The sequence below is a fragment of the Salinicoccus halodurans genome, from assembly GCF_900114445.1.
Lineage (GTDB): Bacteria > Bacillota > Bacilli > Staphylococcales > Salinicoccaceae > Salinicoccus > Salinicoccus halodurans.
This window is the reverse complement of the sequence record NZ_FOTB01000002.1, coordinates 22,454-39,757: the sequence shown is the minus strand read 5'-3', so window position 1 is coordinate 39,757 and position 17,304 is coordinate 22,454. Positions and strand designations below refer to the sequence as shown.

Genomic DNA, 17,304 nt, shown 5'->3' with positions numbered 1-17,304 from the left:
TATTATGAGTAACTTTTTAAACAATCTCAAATCTAACCTGGAAGGTAAAAATGTAAAAATCGTTTTCCCTGAAGGTACGGACCCAAGAATTTTGACAGCAGCTGTTGAACTCGCAACAACAACATATGTAGATCCGATTGTACTCGGAGACAAAGAAGAAATCCAGAAATTAGCAGGGGAGGAAAACCTCGACCTCAGCAGTCTGGAACTGATTGACCCGAAAGTTTGTGAATATAAAGGAGAACTTGCGGAGTCCTTCGTTGAACGCCGCAAGGGCAAAGTCACGCATGAGCAGGCAGATGATATTCTAAATGATGTAAACTACTTCGGTACGATGCTGGTTTACACCGGCCGTGCAGCCGGCCTTGTTTCAGGCGCGGTGCATTCCACACCGGATACAGTGCGTCCGGCGCTTCAGATCATCAAGACAAAACCCGGCGTCTCCCGCACGAGCGGCGTGTTCTTCATGCTCCGCGAAGACGAACTCTATGTGATGGGGGACTGCGCAATCAACCCTGAACTTAATGCGGATGAACTGGCAGAAGTTGCAGTGGAGACTGCCAAAACTGCAGAAAGTTTTGACATGGAGCCGCGTGTGGCACTGCTCAGCTTCTCGACGAGAGGTTCAGCTAAAACTGAAGAAACGGAAAAAGTGAAACTTGCGACACAGTATGCAAAAGAAAAACTGCCTGATACACCGATTGATGGTGAACTTCAGTTTGATGCTGCTTTCGTACCGGGTGTGGCTGAAAAGAAAGCACCCGGTTCTGAACTGGAAGGCCGCGCAAACGTATTCGTATTCCCTTCACTTGAAGCAGGCAACATCGGTTACAAAATTGCCCAGCGGCTGGGCGGTTTTGAAGCATACGGCCCAATCCTGCAGGGTCTGAACCAGCCGGTGAACGACCTGTCCCGCGGCTGTTCAAAAGATGAAGTGTTCAATCTTGCACTGTTTACGGCAACACAGGCACTGACCCAGAACAATGGATAATCTGTTTGACAGGCATTGGCAGTATATACCGGCCGAAGCGGTGAATCATCCGTATCAGTCATTTGCAATGGATGATCTGCTTCAGGAAATGGTGACAGCCGACGGCATTCCGAAAATACGCGCATGGGTACATGACCCGTATATCATTCTCGGACTGCATGACGCGAGACTGCCTAATCTGAATGACGGACTGAAATTTCTGGAAGATTCAGGATACGATTATATTCTGAGGAACAGCGGCGGTCTCGGGGTAGTACTGGATGACGGTGTACTGAATATATCGCTCATTCTGCCGAAGTCCGCCGCACCGCAGATCGATGATGGCTATGACCTCATGCTGGCAATGGTGCGGTCGGCATTCCCGCACGCTCCGGTGGAGGCATATGAAATTGTACACAGCTATTGCCCCGGCAGCTATGATCTGAGCATCGGCGGCCGGAAGTTCGCCGGCATCTCCCAGCGGAGAATCCGCCAGGGTATTGCTGTACAGATATACCTGTGTGTGACCGGAAGCGGCAGCCTGCGCGCGGAAATCATGCGTGATTTCTATCATTACAGCAAGTCTGACGACATCACAAGGTTCAAGTATCCCGAAGTCCATCCGGAAGATATGGCATCTTTGAATGAACTGCTGGGTGAAAACTACAGGGTGGAGGATGTGCTCCGCAGGATGATCGATGTCATCGAAGCATCCGGCGGCACTTTGGAGGACCTCCCGGGGCTCTCAGAAGAACAGCAGGAAAGATACGATGGATTTTTGAAACGGATGAAACAGCGGAATGAAAAAATCAGGATGGAAAAAGACAATGAACTCTTTTCCGGACTGTAGTCTTATCGGACCGGCTTCCTGAGGGAAGCCGGTTTTTGGCATGTTTATGATTTTCTCAATAAGAATGTTAATTTGTGGGCTTCGCCCCATCGTTTTAGAGTCCTCAAGGTGAGAGGATATCCTCCATATCAGTGATCTTTATTCTGATGAGATGAGCGGGCATCTGACACACCATTGTTTTATGCCGTTCAGGTCAGCTTTCTTTGTCATCCGTCTGAAACCGTTAATAAGACTGCCATTTCCTTTGGTTTAACCTCTCTTTGTGCGGGAATATACAAAAGAAAAAGGGGCTGAAATGCATGGCTGATGAAAAAAGAGATAGAATGACGACAGAAGAAGAGGAAAAGAAACTGGAGCGTCGCAAAGATGAAGCGGGTCCGCACGGTGAAGTGAAAGAGGATGTACCGCCGGACAGCCCGGCCACAGAAAGAGACAAAGAAGAGGCGCAGCGTGAGCGTGATGTGCGGAATCAGCGTTCTGACAAGACACAGCTGGGCGATGAAGCGGATTCCTATGACGAAGATGATAAATAGTATCTGAAATATAATGATTGGATTGTATATTTTCGACTGGCTGTCTTTTTGGGACAGCCGGTTTTTATATGAAGGGAAAAACACTTGATTCATCCGCCCTGCAGTACGGTCGGGTTTGATGACAACCATGTTTTCAAATGATATTATGACAGTATGAGGAGGGCAGTGGGATGACGATAAGTGAATACAGCAGTAAACAACTGGTAGAGGAAAAAGTTTTTAAAGATCCGGTGCATCGGTACATTCATGTGCGCGATCAGGTGATCTGGGACTTGATAAAAACAAAGGAGTTTCAGCGGCTGAGACGGATCAAACAGCTCGGTACGCTGTATCTGGCATTCCATTCTGCAGAACATTCGAGATTCAACCATTCCCTCGGGGTGTATGAAATTGTACGCCGGATGGTCGTGAACTTCCAGGAGTTCGAGGAATGGAACAACGATGACCGTCTGCTTGCGCTCTGTGCAGCGCTTCTGCACGATCTCGGACATGGTCCGTTTTCCCACTGTTTCGAAACGATTTTCGACACGGATCACGAGGAATTCACCCGCAAAATCATACTGGGCAACACTGAAGTGAATGCTGTGCTTAAAAAAGTGAGCATCGATTTTCCGCTGGAAGTTGCACAGGTCATCGATAAGACACATGAAAACAAGCTGGTCATCAGCATGATTTCCTCCCAGATAGATGCAGACCGCATGGATTACCTCCAACGCGATTCATACTATACGGGTGTCAGTTACGGCAATTTCGACATGGAGCGCATACTCCGGGTGATGCGGCCGTCCAAAGACGAAGTCATCATCAAGGACAGCGGAATGCATGCGGTGGAGGACTATCTGATGAGCCGTTATCAGATGTACTGGCAGATTTATTTCCATCCGGTTTCAAGAGGCGGGGAAGTGCTTCTGAACCTGGCGCTCCGGCGTGCAAAATACCTTTATGAAGACGGTTATGTATTCAAGCAGGCACCTAAGTATTTTATTCCTTTCTTCGATGGTACACTGACGGTCTATGATTACTTAAGGCTTGATGAAATGGTGGTCAACTTCTATCTTCAGGAATGGATACATGAAGATGACGCTGTGCTGTCCGATCTGTCGCACCGGTTTGTAAACAGGGATCTGTTCAAATATCTGCCGTTTGACGGCTCGATCATCACAATCACCGAAATCGAAGAGCTGTTCAGAAAAGGCGGTGTGGACCCTGAATATTATTTCTTCAGCGACTCCTACTCGGATCTGCCCTACGATTATGACAGACCGGGATCGAAAAGTAACCGCAAACCGATCCATCTCCAGAAAAAGAACGGTGATCTCAAAGAGATCAGCAGCCAGTCGGCAATCATACACAGTATCACAGGAATGCACCGTATGGACTCGAAACTTTATTATCCGAAAGAGAAGATACTGCAGATTGAAGACCCTGAAGTGAAGGGGCAGATCATCAATCTGCTGAATGAATTGGCATAGGAGCATGATAATATGACAAATGAATCTGAAAATAAAAAACCGGGGTTCCAGTTCAATATCATAAAAGATGATCCGCTTACCGGCCATAAGGGGCAAAATATCGGAGCGATCAGTCTGGAGAATATCGCACCGGTCTATATAGATATGGAAACTCAGGAAACATTTATCGACATGGCGGGGCTTCACGCCCGGGCCGAAGTAGAAAAACGTGTGAAATGGGTAACGGAAAAGTCAGAAGTTGAAGGTGAAGGCCAGAAGGAATACTGGATTGTCTGGGTGGCTGTGGAACGCATGAACATCGGCCCGGTTTATGCCGGTGTCGCTGCCTGCTATCAGATGGTCAACAAAGAGAGACGCCGCGGATATAAACTGATGCATGAACATGTCAATATGCTGGATCATGCAATGAAAGGCAAAATCTCGATAGAGGATATGGATGATGCAAGTAAAAGTTCACTGAAAAAATTCCTGCAGAACCACAATCAGGAAATTTGGGATAATTCAGAGGATCTGAAAAAAATGTTGGAAAATCATTAATTGTGACGTTATTGTGTCAAAGTCATAAAAACATTGCAGATTTTTACATTGAAATATAAAATAAAATATAGTTATACATCTGTGTAACTAGGACACTGTGGGCAGGAGAAATCCTGTCCACTTTTTTTATTAGATGAAATGAACACATGAAATCAGGGTATGGGACCTATAGCATCATTTTGGCTGTGGAGGAGGTCTATCATGATTAATGTGAAACCAAAAGTGAGTCAGGAAACGGTGGATACCTTCAGAAATCTACTTGACGCAGAGAAGAAAGAAGAATTCCGCAGCGGTTTCCTCAAACTTCATAAAAATGATCAGTTCAATATTATCAGGCGTCTTGGAACGAAAGCCCGAACGGAGATGACCGGCATCCTGTCTCCTGAAGAATTTGCCATGATATTCAAATGGTTCGACAGGGATGAGCAGCTGGAGCTGTTTGATGAAATGGATAAGGCTTACGGTATCCGGATGCTGGAGCGGATGTCGACTGATAATGTGCGGCATTTCATGGAGCCGCTCAAAGCGTCTGTACAAAAAGAACTGCTGGACGGGCTGAGTGCGGAAAAAGCGGCCCACATCCATGAACTGCTGACTTATAAGAAGGGCAGCGCCGGCAGTATCATGCGCAAGGAGTTTATCAGCGGGTTTCCGGATGATACAGCGAGTGCAATGATTGAAAAGCTCAAGAGTGATACAACAACTTACGAAGCGGTACATTATATATATATTGCCGACGAATATCAGAAATTTATAGGCCTCGTCTCTCTGCGTGATCTGCTTATGGCAGAAGATGAAAATCTTCTCAGCAGCATATGTGATACTGGAATCAGAACGGTAATGCCGGATATGGATCAGGAACATGTCGCCCGGATCATGCAGGACTATGATGTTGTTGATATTCCGGTCGTTAGTGTGGACAGGGAATTGGTCGGCAGTATCACCATCGATGATATCATTGATGTCATCGAATTCGAAATGACTGAAGATGTCGGAGAGTTGTCTGCTTCCAGAGGGACGACGGATGTAAGTGTTTCACCGCTCACAGCGGCAAAGAAACGTGCACCCTGGATTCTCATCCTCATGTTCCTGGGGCTGATTACCGCCAATGTCATCGGTGCATTCGAAGAGACGCTTGAAGCGGTGGTACTGCTTTCTTTCTTCATCCCGTTGGTAATGGATGCCGCAGGGAACACGGGCACGCAGTCACTCGCAGTGATGGTAAGGACAATTTCGACCGGCGCATATGAAAAGAATGGCATCTGGCATACGATGAAACGGGAGCTCGGGACAGGCATACTGATGGGAATCGTGAGCGGCGTCACCATCGCACTGCTGATCTCAGTTTTCTACCAGGATATGAGGATCGGTCTGATTGTCGGCAGTGCACTGCTGCTGACACTCAGTGTATCCACGGTCGTCGGCAGCATCGTGCCGGTCATGATCAGCAAGCTGAATATAGATCCTGCTGTCGCCAGCGGACCGTTCATCACGACATTGAACGATGTCATCGGGCTTTTGATCTACTTCACGATAGCCACTGCCATGCTCCAGATATGATGTCGGAAAGTGGGTGTCCGGGCGTGTCCTATATGTTATAATTTAGCTTACTTGAAGGTGATTATATGGATAAACAGCATTCACAATTTAAACTCCGGCAAAATGTGAAAATGAACGGGGAAACGAAACATTTCAAACAGGATCTGGATGTCGAAGTAATCGAGCGGAAAGACAGGTATTACAGGTATACTGAGAAGCTCGATGAACATGATATCGATGTCGTACTCCGCGCAGGTGACGGATTCGTCAAGATTCAGCGGCGCGGTGTGATCAACATGAATTTTTATTTTGAAGAGGGCAGGACGACGGATACTTTTTATGAATCTCCGGCAGGGAAGCATCTCTTCCGTATTCATACGACCAGGCTGGACCTGAACGGGTCATCGGTTGAGATTGAATACGAACTGATCGAAGACGATGCAGTCATTGGAAATTATCATTATAAATTAGAGAGAGTGGGATAGGCGATGGATTTGAAACAAAATTTGAAAACATCAATTGAAGCAGCGGTTAAAAACACCGGCCTTGTCGAAGAAGTGCCGCCGGTAAAAGTGGAGGTGCCAAAGGACAGGACGAACGGCGACTTTTCCACCAATATCGCCATGGTTTTGACGAAACAGGCGAAGCGCAATCCAAGAGAGATTGCCCAGGCAGTCATCGATAACCTGGATTATGACCAAGCGCAGGTGAAATCGGTGGATATTGCAGGTCCGGGATTCATCAATTTCAAGATGGAAGAGTCCTCACTCACGGGTGTCATCTCTAAAGTGCTGGAAGAAAAAGAACGTTTCGGCAGAACGGAACGTGAAAGTGCAGAAAAGATACTGATCGAGTTCGTGAGTGCGAATCCGACGGGGGATCTGCACATCGGACACGCACGTAATGCCAGTGTCGGGGATACGCTTGCGAATGTAATGGATTTCGCCGGCTATGATGTTGAACGTGAATATTATATCAACGATGCCGGCAATCAGATCCACAACCTCGCTCTGTCCATAGAAGCCCGTTATCTCGAGGCACTCGGAAATGAACTTAATATGCCGGAAGATGGGTATAACGGCAAGGATATTAAAGTGATCGGTGAAAAACTTGCCAAAGAATCTCCCGGGTTTGCCGATAAACCGCACGAGGAGCGTGTGGCGAAATTCCGCCAGCTCGGCGTGGACTATGAGATGAAGAAGCTCCGTCAGGACCTTTCCGACTTCAACGTCCATTTTGACAGCTGGTTCAGCGAGACCTCCCTTTATGAAAAGGGTGAAGTGGATGCAGCCTTGAAAAAGATGACTGACAACGGCTATACATTTGAAGAAGATGGGGCACTGTGGCTCAGAACAACCGATTTCGGTGATGATAAAGACCGTGTGCTCCGTAAGAGTGACGGCACCTATACGTACCTCATGCCGGATATTGCATACCATTATGATAAAGTGGAGCGTGGATTCGATAAACTCATCAACCTGTTCGGAGCGGACCACCATGGTTACATCAAGCGTCTGAAAGGTTCACTCGGGGCACTGGGTGAAAATCCTGAACGCCTTGAAATTCAGATTATGCAGATGGTGCGTCTGATTGAAAACGGTGAAGAAGTGAAGATGTCGAAGCGTACAGGCAAGGCGATCACTCTGCGCGACATCATTGAAATGATCGGTGTGGATGCGAGCCGCTACTTCCTGGCGATGAGGAGCCCGGATACACACTTCGATTTTGACCTGGAACTGGCCAAATCGGAATCCAGTGACAATCCTGTCTATTATGCGCAGTATGCACATGCGCGTATCTGTTCAATACTGCGTCAGGCAAAAGAGAATGGATATGATGTGGATGGGAACGTCAATCTGGATGTCATTGTGAATGAACAGGCGCTGGAACTCCTTAAAAAGCTCGGGGATTTCCCGAACATGGTGAAAGGTGCTGCCGACAGCCGTGCAACACACCGCATACCGAACTACATTCAGGATCTTGCGGGGCTTTTCCATAAATTTTATAATGCAGATAAAGTGCTCACTGACGACAAAGAAAAGACACTCGCCTATCTGGCGATGATTGAAGCGGTGAGACAGACTCTGGAAAATGCGCTCGGTCTGATCGGTGTTTCCGCACCGGAAAGAATGTAGCGTCCATCCCCCGCTTCGTGCGGGGGTTTATTTTTAAAAAAAGGGAGTGGAATGGATGAAAAGGATAAAGGGGATGCTGATATTCACAATAGTGCTTATGATGGCTGCCTGCGGTACACCGGAAGGAGAGGGGGAGCCGCGCATCGTCTCGCTTATGCCGAGCAATACTGAAATCATTGCAGAACTTGGGCTCTCAGAACAGCTTGTGGCCGTCACGACTGAAGATGATTACCCCGAGTCTGTCGCTGAAGACGAAAGTCTGGTGGAACTGAATACTTTCGAACTGGATGAGGAGCAGCTGATTGAACTCGATCCGTCGCATATCGTTGCTCACGCATCAACCCGGTCAATGCATGGGGCCATGCTGGACCGTGTGGCGGAAACGACAGGTGCGGATGTATTGGTCGTGGATGAGGCAGCGGATATAGAAGGCATCTATGATTCGATAAGACAGATCGGTGCTTTTTTCGAAGTGCATAAAGAAGCTGAGGAAGTGATCAGCGGCATCGCAGAAGAGATGGGGGATCTCAGGGGCCGGTACAGTGACGAGGATACCCGGGATGCATTCATACATATTTCAGACCAGCCTGAAATATATACGGCCGGAGAAGGGACATTCATCGAAGATGCTCTCTCCTGGGTCAATGTCGGAAATGCATTTGGCGATATGGAAGGCTATCCGGGTGTAAGTGCGGAAGAGGTCGTGGAAAGAGATCCGGATGTGGTGGTTTCCATGATGGGGCTTGAAGACAAGGCGTTGCAGCAGTCCATCAGTAGTACACCCGGTTTTGACGGTCTGGATATCAGTGATCCGGAAAACCAGTGTAATATCGATCCCGACCTGATTACCCGCCCGGGACCGAGGATCGCTGAAGGCCTGGAAAAAGTGGGCCAGTGCGTCTATGATTAGACACGTGCTTATCCTTTCAGCTGTCATTTTCATGACGGCGACGGCAAGTGTCTTTACCGGCTCGGCGGTTCTGCATGAACTGGATGCTGAACAGCTTGCCAGCATCATTTTGGGCATCAGGGTGCCGCGTGTACTGTTTGCGATCTTCATCGGTGCAGCTCTCGCCATGAGCGGGGCGGTATTCCAGATTGTCCTGAGAAATCCGATGGCGGACAGCTTCACCCTGGGAATGGCAAACGGGGCGGTACTCGGGAGTGCGCTGGTGGTAGTGCTTGCACTTCCGTTCTATCTGCAGCCGGTGCTGAGTATTCTGAGCGGCCTGGCGGGGCTTGCCATCGTGCTTTCAGCCGCCCGCAGGATGGACACGCAGTACCGTCCGGAAACATTGATTGTGACGGGTGTGCTGCTCGGGGCGATGCTGAGCGGAGTGCTGTATATCCTTGTGCTCCTCCAGCCCGATCAGACAGAATCGATCGCAAGGTATATGTTCGGCTCCCTGTCCGGGGCGTCATACGATAATGTGATCATCACAGGAGCACTTACAGCCGGCGCTGCATTCATTATTTATAAATACGGCAGACAGCTCGACCTGCTCAACCTCGGGGATGTCCGGGCATTCAGTCTCGGTATTAAGACAGGGCACCTGCGCCTGCTGCTGCTCGTCACCGCATCGATCCCGCCGCTTGTCGCCATCAGTTTCAGCGGTATCATTGCGCTGGTCGGAATTATCGTTCCGCAGATGATCCTCTATTTCAGGCCATTGCTTTTCAGGCCGCTGATGATCCTGTCTTCTCTATACGGGGCACTCTATGTACTGCTCATCGATACGGTCGGCAGAACAGTCCTCGCCCCTGTACAAATCCCGACAGGCGTCATGGTAATGATCTCCGCAGTCCCCCTCTTCATATTTTTAATGCAGAGACGGGTGCTGACGGGGAGGACGTAGTGTGATTATTGGGAAAATTGAATGCCTGCATGGTAAAATGGAAGAAAAGACTGATGATATCAGTCTTTTCTTAATTTAGGGGGATGAATGATGAAGAACAAAGTGAAAATCGAAGATATCTACACGATTAGATCAGTATCATCACCGTCGGTAGTGCCGGGAACAGATGCAGTAACGTATTTAGAAACTTCCATAGATGAAGAGAAGAATGATTATCGGACGAACCTGTGCCGCTGTCAGGACGGGGAAGCGCAGCAGCTTACATATCAGCATGAGCGCATTTCCAATGTGAGGCATTCACCGGACGGAAAACGGACTTTATTCCTTGCCAAAACAGAAGACAGGAAACAGGTGTTCATGCTGAGATCTGACGGCGGGGAGCGCGAACAGCTGACTGAAGAAGAAGATGATGTGAACAGTGCTGAATTCTCAAAAGACGGACAATCTGTCTATTTTCATGTCTCAATCGAAAAAGGGAAAGCCGAAAAGGAGGATGAGGAGAAGGATGGAAAAGATGAAAGACCGGAACCAGTAGTCATAGACCGGATGAAATATAAGGCGGACAGTCTCGGATTGCTCAAGGAAAAATACCAGTCGGTTAAGACGATCGATATAAAATCCAGAGCAGTAGAAACACTGCTGTCCGGTGAAGAGAATTTCTCGCTGATGGAGACCATCGGCGACGATACAATCGTCTATACTACAGATCACAGCGATGAACCGGATTTTAATTTCAGTCAGAAATTGTATATCAGGCATGGAGAAAATGAGGCGGAAGAAATTAAGTTTGGAGAAGGCGGTGTGATGGATGCGGCAGTATCGCCCGACGGTACCAAACTGCTCATAACCGTTATGGGACGGGAGTTCGAGAATGCAACGCATGGCGTTATAATGCTATACGATACAGCATCGGGGACACTGGAGAATCTGACTGGAAAACTTGATAAGCCCGTCGGTGACTACATGGCTGCCGATACGCAGCAGTCGGTGGAAACGACCCCGGTAAAATGGATTTCCAATGAAAGATTCGTGTTTGTCCTTTCTGAAAATGGCAGTGTGAACCTTTACGGCGGAAATACAAAAGGGGAAGTGACATCACTGCTTTCGGGCAGGCATCATGTTTTTGGCATGGATGCGACAGAAGACTATGCGGTACTGGCAATTTCTGCGCATGACTCACCGGGCGAACTGTATAAATTCGATTTTGATTCGGGCACTCTGGAAGCACTGACTGATATCAATAAAGAATATGTTGAAAAGACACTGCTCGTCGATCCCGAAGACGTTCGATTCGAAAGCCGGGACGGCACAGAGGTTCATGGCTGGTTTATGAAACCGGCAGGTTTTGAGGATGGCGGGAAATATCCGATGATTACGAATATCCACGGCGGGCCGCATGCATTTTACGGTAATACATTCTTCCATGAGATGCAGGTGCTGGCGTCACTCGGTTATGCAGTGCTGTTTGTAAACCCGAGGGGATCACACAGCTATTCACAGGCATTTGTGGATGCTGTGCGTGGCAACTACGGGGGCATCGACTATGAGGACATCATGGCCGGCGTGGACTATATTACGGATAAATACGATTGGATCGACCGTGACAACCTGGGTGTAACGGGCGGATCGTACGGCGGCTTCATGACCAACTGGATCGTCGGTCATACAGACCGCTTCAAAGCGGCAGTGACCCAGCGCAGCATCTGCAACTGGGTGAGTTTCCGCGGGGTGTCCGATATCGGCTACTATTTCAGTGACTGGCAGATCAAAGCGGACTTCAACGATATTGAAACAATGTGGCACCACTCACCGATCAAATATGTGGATGACATCCATACGCCGCTCCTCATCCTCCACAGCGAACGGGACTTCAGATGTCCGATTGAGCAGGCGGAACAGCTTTATATCGCATTGAAGTATCAGAAAAAAGAAACACAGTTTGTGCGCTTCCCGGACGCCGATCACAATTTATCAAGGACAGGGAAACCGAATCTTAGAGTGGAAAGACTGAACCATCTGGCAGGATGGTTCGCCCGCCATCTTGACTGACCCCGGCGGGATTTCCCGGGAAATAAATGAATGGATATGAGGTGTTGATGTGTCTGAAAAAGAAAAGATGCTGAACGGGGAATATTACGATCCGGAGGATCTTACACTAAAGCATTTGAGAGAGAATGCTGAGAAGCTGATGGATGAATATAACAGGCCTGGACAAAAGAATGAAGCGCAGATACTGGAGATGCTGATGGGATACAGAGCGGAAGGCATAAGCATCAGAAAGCCTTTCTACTGTGACTACGGCATCAATATCAGAGTGGGACGCAACTTCTATGCCAATTATAACTGTGTCTTTTTGGACGTGGGACCGATTACCATTGGTGACGATGTATTTCTGGGTCCCGGCGTGTCTCTGATTACTGTGAATCATCCACTCGACCCTGAAGAACGCAGAGCGGGAAAAGAATACGCCAGACCCATCAATATCGGTAATAATGTCTGGCTGGGAGCGGACGTAACAGTCAATCCAGGAGTCACCATCGGAGCGAACGCAGTAATCGGATCCGGTTCAGTGGTCGTCAAGGATATTCCGGCCGGTATGGTTGCGGCGGGTAATCCCTGCAGACCCGTTAAAAGGGTGGATGCATGAAAGAGAGCCGGAGCGACTGCTCCAGCATCTATCTGGTCTAAGGTGTCCACATACTTAAGATATCCACAGCGCCCCAGAGTCTGAACAATAGGAAGGAAATCAGATGGATGCCGGTGATATACAGCACGAACGGCCAGAAAATATCAATTGGACGGTGGCGGATGGCCAGAAAGAAAAGATATCCCGGGTATAGATTGAGGATTGTAAAGATGATGACAAGCGTAGCCCCGAACACTATGAAGATAGCGTGGCTGGATACTCCAAAGAAATAATAGAGTCCGAGTACCACTGTAAAAAGCATCAGGCTGATGCAAAATACGACTGTGGTGACGATAGCGTAATAGGACAGCAGTACAGGGATCCTTACCCGTTCTTTCCGGAACCAGAGGATCATCAAGTATAGAAAAGCGATGTTTAAGATGATATACAGGATGAGGATGATGATCCGGAAGGCAAAGCTGTCAAACAGCAGTTCAAAAGGCTGGTATGCAGTTGAAAACAGATCCATGCCGATCAGGTGGCCGAAAATACCTGAGATAAGGGTATAAAGGATCAGCAGTGAAATCGTTATGAATGGCGGAATCTCAAGTCCGGTATTTAAATTTCTGTGAATATCTTTAAGGTAAGCGACTAGTTTTGACATGCACAGGCCTCCATGTTTCATTAGTGACATATTAGCACAAGTCCCCACAAATTAATAACGATGGAATTTATGATATATTGGGACAAAGAGCATTGAAAGGGATGGTTACCATCACTGAAAAATATGAAAAAAGAGTGGAAAAACTGACAGAGGCGCTCGATGTGGACGCGGTTGTAATTACCGATCCGATAAATGTGTTCTACTTTACGGGCTGTTTCATAGAGCCGCATGAAAGATTGCTCGCCCTGCTCATTGATGTGAAAACGAAAGATACTGCGCTGATGTATCCGGCGCTGGATCAGGAAATCGTGAATGAGAATGCCACCGTGACAAATCAGCTGCCACATAACGACGGGGAAGATCCGTTTGACAGATTGTTCGAGCATCTGGATCAGTTCCAATCAGAGGATATCGGCATTGAAGGCGGGCATATGACATATGACCGGTACCAGCGCCTCCTCGGCAACTATACAGCAGACCAGATCGATTCAGTGGATAAAGCGATCAATGTACTGCGCGGCAGGAAAGATGAGAATGACAAAGAGAAGCTTCAGGAAGCGGTTGATATTACCGAAAAAGCACTCGCTGACCTGGTCAACGGACCAGTATCCGGCAAGACTGAAAAAGAGATTGCCGACTTCCTGCTGCAGAAAGTGAAGGAATATGGGGCTGTCGACGTATCGTTCGGACCGCTTGTGCTCGCAGGAGAAAACTCTGCGCTGCCACATGGTGAATCCGGAGATACTGCAGTAGAACCGGGGGATTTTCTGCTCATCGATTTCGGGGTTGTCACAAAAGACCGCTATGTCTCTGATATGACGCGTACTTTTATCATCGGGGAACCGACAGAGGAACAGGAAGCGATCTACAAAGCAGTGCTGAAAGCGAATGAAGCGGGAATAAAACAATCCCGTATCGGGGAGCAGATGAATACTCTGGATGAAGTGGCACGTGCTGAAATCATGGACGACGGTTATGGCGAGTATTTCACACACCGCATTGGACATGGACTCGGGATCGGTTTGCATGAGCAGCCTTCACTAGATGCCCAGAATACAGATAAGCTTGAGAAAGGGCATGTCATAACAATAGAACCCGGTGTCTATAAAGCGGGCTTCGGCGGCGTCCGTATTGAAGATATGCTCTATATCGGCGATACGACGGATGTGTTGACCTCGTTCCCGAAAGATCTTGAGAGCATCACGATAGAGGTATAAACAAGATCCGTCCGGAAACCCGGACGGATCTTTTTCGTGAGCAGCCGAGACGAAAGCGCATTGGCTATTTCCTATAATGGAAATAACCGATGATTCAAGGAGAGAGAATATGCATAAACTTGACGGACATAACGGATTTAAGCAAGCTTTCGGATCAAGGAAGATGACATTAGGACTTTCTTTTCCGCTTGAAGGATACGAAAGAAGCATCCCGGAAATGGATATGGATACACAGATTAAAAGGGCAAAACTGGCTGAATCAGAAGGGTTCTCAGCTTTATGGGCGAGGGATATTCCATTGAATGATACCATCAGTTTCGGCGATGCGGGTCAGATGTACGATCCCTGGATATTCCTGTCCTATATCGCGGCGCATACTGAAAAGATTGCGCTTGGAACCGGCAGCGTCATCACTACATTCCGGCATCCGATCGACATTGCCAAATCAGCGGTTTCCCTGGATAGAATATCAAAGGAAAGACTGCTGCTTGGACTGGCCACCGGGGACCGGCCGATAGAATTCGATGCATATAAAGCAAGCCTGGAAGAAGGCGGGGATTTATTCAGGGAAGCATTTGAAGTCATCAAACGGCTTTGGTCGGCTGACGACCCAGAGATTTTCACCCAGCGACTAGCAATGAGCAAAGGTGATCTGCTGCCTAAAGCGGCACTGAGGGATATACCCACGTTTGTGACGGGGAACAGCGGCCAGGATTTCGAGTGGATTGCAGAAAACGGGGACGGCTGGATGACGTATCCAAGAGCTCTGGAGATGCAGGAGATCTTCATCCGGAAATGGAGAGGGCACACCAAAACTTTCAAGCCTTTCATACAATCCATAGCGATAGACCTGACTGAAGATCCGGACTTTGAACCCCGCCAGATCCATCTTGGATACAGGCTTGGCGTCAATCATCTTAAAAAGTACTTACAGCAGCTGGAAGGCATCGGGGTCGATCATGTCATCATCGGCTCCAAATTTTCCAAACGGCCTGTGGACGAAGTGATTCAGGAAATAGGAGAGGAAATCGTACAGGGAAAAGCACCCTGAAAAGGGTGTTTCCTGCGTTGACCCGTCTAAACTTCAATGCTGACCCGGCGCTTCCTTGACTGAAGCACAAGCAGCGCAATTCCCATGAGCAGCATGATCAGGCCGGCCCAGGACCACATATCAAGAATTTCACCGACGAGGAATACGCCAAGCAGGGAAGCGGTCAACGGTTCAGCCAGGGATAGCGTCACGGCAGTGGAGGATTTGACATTTTTCAATCCGGATGCGAATAAATAATAGGCGAGTCCTGTGGCAAGCACACCGATATGGAGCGCGACAAATAAGCCGTCAAACTCGAGCAGCCATGAGCTGTCGTATATGAATATGAAAGGGGATAGCATGAGTGCGCTGACCGAGAATATGACTGCGGCACTCGCAATCGGATGATGGCTTCTGACCAATTGCGAATTCAATATTGTAAAGCCAGCGAATGAAATCCCGGCGCCAAGAGCCGACAGGATGCCCAATGGATCGACCGTAACAGCGCTGGAGTTGAACATCAGTATGATACAGCCCGCAACCGCAAGAAGTGTGGAAACCCACCAGATGCCCGCGGGCTTTGTTTTGAAAATGACCCACTCTATCATGCCGGAGAAAACCGGGGCACTGCCGATTGCCGTAACTGTCCCTACAGCAACACCCGTCAGACTGACTGCGTTAAAGAAGAATGGCTGGAATAATGCCATGGAAAGAGCGGCCAGCAGCACTGTTTTCAGCGGCCATCCTTTCAAAGTCATCTTGCCCATCAACCCGGCGACAATCAGCAGTACCAGGCCGCCGACCAGAAGCCGCATGGCGCCGATCGATATGCTGTCGACCCCGGGTGGGGCAAAAGTTTTTGCTGTCCCGACAGTCCCCCAAAGCATCGCAGCGATCAAAATCATAATTGGTGCCAATCCCGTTCTCACGTATACACACCCCCATCAATTATTTGAAAATTAATATTATAGATAATATACCTCATTTGCGGGTATAATTTCTATATGAATGAATTACAGAAACGAAAGGAAATTTTAAATGGTTGAACTCTTTATGGAACTTGCACCCTGGCAGCAGGCTCTGGCTGCCACACTGTTTACCTGGTGTATGACAGGGCTGGGCGCGGCGTTCGTCTTCCTCACCAGGGAAGTCAATGAACGATTCCTCGATATAATGCTTGGCTTCGCCGGCGGTGTGATGATTGCAGCGAGTTTCTGGTCACTTCTGTCACCGGCGATTGAAAACAGCCAGGGGCATTTCATAGGAGAATGGTTCCCGGCGGCCGTAGGATTCCTTCTTGGCGGACTGTTCATCTACGGCTTTGACAAACTCATTCCGCATACGCACAGGAACGCACCGGATGACAGGACTGAAGGTCTCGGGGCAGGGGGCAGAAGACGTAGTACCCTGCTTGTATTCTCGCTGACGCTGCATAACATTCCGGAAGGGATGGCCATCGGTATCGCATTCGGAGCGGTCGCTGCGAATGCAGATCCGGCGACTCTCGCAGCAGGGGCAGCCACACTGGCGCTCGGCATCGGCATCCAGAATATCCCGGAAGGAATGGCAGTATCCATGCCGCTCAGAGGGGATGGGATGTCCAGGACGAAAAGCTTCTTCTTCGGCTGGATGTCTGCAGTCGTTGAACCAATGGCGGCAATGGTCGGGGTGCTTGCGGTATCACTGATGGCACCGGTTCTGCCATATGCGCTGAGCCTTGCCGCCGGGGCAATGATATTCGTCGTCGTGGAAGAAGTCATCCCGAGTACTCAGAAAAACGGACACTCCGATATTGCGGCAATGAGCCTTATGATCGGTTTTACACTCATGATGATTTTGGATGTGGCGCTCGGATAATGTTTAATTCCCCGGTCG

The 17,304-nt window shown here is 48.6% G+C and carries 17 protein-coding genes; 15 read left to right on the top strand and 2 right to left on the bottom strand.

The features are described from left to right. Nucleotides 1–4: 4 nt before the first annotated feature. The 12 genes from pta (at nt 5) to BM271_RS04380 (ending at nt 12,539) form a co-directional block, all read left to right on the top strand. Entirely contained in the window at nt 5–991 is a 987-nt protein-coding gene (gene pta / locus BM271_RS04435; protein WP_046791234.1) for a phosphate acetyltransferase, read from the top strand. Next, nucleotides 984–1,820, top strand: coding sequence for a lipoate--protein ligase family protein (locus BM271_RS04430; protein WP_046791233.1), 837 nt, complete (start codon nt 984–986; stop codon nt 1,818–1,820). Before pta ends, BM271_RS04430 begins: the two co-directional genes overlap by 8 nt. Nucleotides 1,821–2,119: 299 nt before the next feature. Further along, nucleotides 2,120–2,353 (top strand): hypothetical protein, encoded by a 234-nt coding sequence (locus BM271_RS04425; RefSeq protein ID WP_046791232.1) that lies wholly within the window; start codon nt 2,120–2,122, stop codon nt 2,351–2,353. A 170-nt stretch (nt 2,354–2,523) separates the two neighbouring features. Next, nucleotides 2,524–3,825, top strand: a complete 1,302-nt coding sequence (locus tag BM271_RS04420; protein WP_046791231.1) for an HD domain-containing protein — start codon at nt 2,524–2,526, stop codon at nt 3,823–3,825. Between the two features lie 12 nt (nt 3,826–3,837). Beyond that, nucleotides 3,838–4,362 (top strand): YwhD family protein, encoded by a 525-nt coding sequence (locus tag BM271_RS04415; RefSeq protein WP_046791230.1) that lies wholly within the window; start codon nt 3,838–3,840, stop codon nt 4,360–4,362. Nucleotides 4,363–4,563: 201 nt separating this feature from the next. Continuing rightward, complete coding sequence (gene mgtE, locus BM271_RS04410) at nt 4,564–5,922, top strand: magnesium transporter (RefSeq protein ID WP_046791229.1); 1,359 nt, start codon at nt 4,564–4,566, stop codon at nt 5,920–5,922. A 65-nt stretch (nt 5,923–5,987) separates the two neighbouring features. Continuing rightward, nucleotides 5,988–6,386 (top strand): YwiB family protein, encoded by a 399-nt coding sequence (locus tag BM271_RS04405; RefSeq protein WP_046791228.1) that lies wholly within the window; start codon nt 5,988–5,990, stop codon nt 6,384–6,386. A 3-nt stretch (nt 6,387–6,389) separates the two neighbouring features. Beyond that, entirely contained in the window at nt 6,390–8,036 is a 1,647-nt protein-coding gene (gene argS, locus BM271_RS04400; protein WP_046791227.1) for an arginine--tRNA ligase, read from the top strand. A 55-nt stretch (nt 8,037–8,091) separates the two neighbouring features. Further along, nucleotides 8,092–8,946: an ABC transporter substrate-binding protein gene (locus BM271_RS04395; protein WP_046791226.1), complete on the top strand. Its 855-nt coding sequence runs from the start codon at nt 8,092–8,094 to the stop codon at nt 8,944–8,946. After that, nucleotides 8,939–9,892 (top strand): FecCD family ABC transporter permease, encoded by a 954-nt coding sequence (locus tag BM271_RS04390; RefSeq protein ID WP_046791225.1) that lies wholly within the window; start codon nt 8,939–8,941, stop codon nt 9,890–9,892. The genes BM271_RS04395 and BM271_RS04390 overlap by 8 nt, the downstream gene beginning before the upstream one ends. A gap of 90 nt (nt 9,893–9,982) precedes the next feature. Further along, nucleotides 9,983–11,941: a S9 family peptidase gene (locus tag BM271_RS04385; protein WP_052749918.1), complete on the top strand. Its 1,959-nt coding sequence runs from the start codon at nt 9,983–9,985 to the stop codon at nt 11,939–11,941. Nucleotides 11,942–11,990: 49 nt separating this feature from the next. Beyond that, nucleotides 11,991–12,539, top strand: coding sequence for a sugar O-acetyltransferase (locus tag BM271_RS04380; protein ID WP_200795317.1), 549 nt, complete (start codon nt 11,991–11,993; stop codon nt 12,537–12,539). A gap of 37 nt (nt 12,540–12,576) precedes the next feature. Here the strand turns inward: BM271_RS04380 and BM271_RS04375 are convergent, their stop codons facing one another. Continuing rightward, a complete protein-coding gene (locus BM271_RS04375) occupies nt 12,577–13,182 on the bottom strand; it encodes a hypothetical protein (protein WP_046791223.1) in 606 nt (201 codons plus the stop codon). Between the two features lie 77 nt (nt 13,183–13,259). Between BM271_RS04375 and BM271_RS04370 the strand changes: the two genes are divergently transcribed. Together BM271_RS04370 and BM271_RS04365 are read left to right on the top strand one after the other, a co-directional pair. After that, nucleotides 13,260–14,399, top strand: a complete 1,140-nt coding sequence (locus BM271_RS04370; protein ID WP_234960431.1) for a M24 family metallopeptidase — start codon at nt 13,260–13,262, stop codon at nt 14,397–14,399. Between the two features lie 109 nt (nt 14,400–14,508). Next, nucleotides 14,509–15,450, top strand: coding sequence for an LLM class oxidoreductase (locus BM271_RS04365; RefSeq protein WP_046791221.1), 942 nt, complete (start codon nt 14,509–14,511; stop codon nt 15,448–15,450). 26 nt (nt 15,451–15,476) lie between these two features. Here the strand turns inward: BM271_RS04365 and BM271_RS04360 are convergent, their stop codons facing one another. Beyond that, on the bottom strand, nt 15,477–16,334 hold the full coding sequence (locus BM271_RS04360) for an EamA family transporter (RefSeq protein ID WP_200795324.1): 858 nt from the start codon (nt 16,332–16,334) through the stop codon (nt 15,477–15,479). Between the two features lie 133 nt (nt 16,335–16,467). On the opposite strand from BM271_RS04360, the gene BM271_RS04355 reads away from it, so the two are divergent. Beyond that, the gene (locus BM271_RS04355; protein ID WP_046791219.1) at nt 16,468–17,286 is read left to right on the top strand and encodes a ZIP family metal transporter; all 819 of its coding nucleotides are present in this window, start codon (nt 16,468–16,470) and stop codon (nt 17,284–17,286) included. The last annotated feature ends 18 nt before the right edge of the window (nt 17,287–17,304 follow it).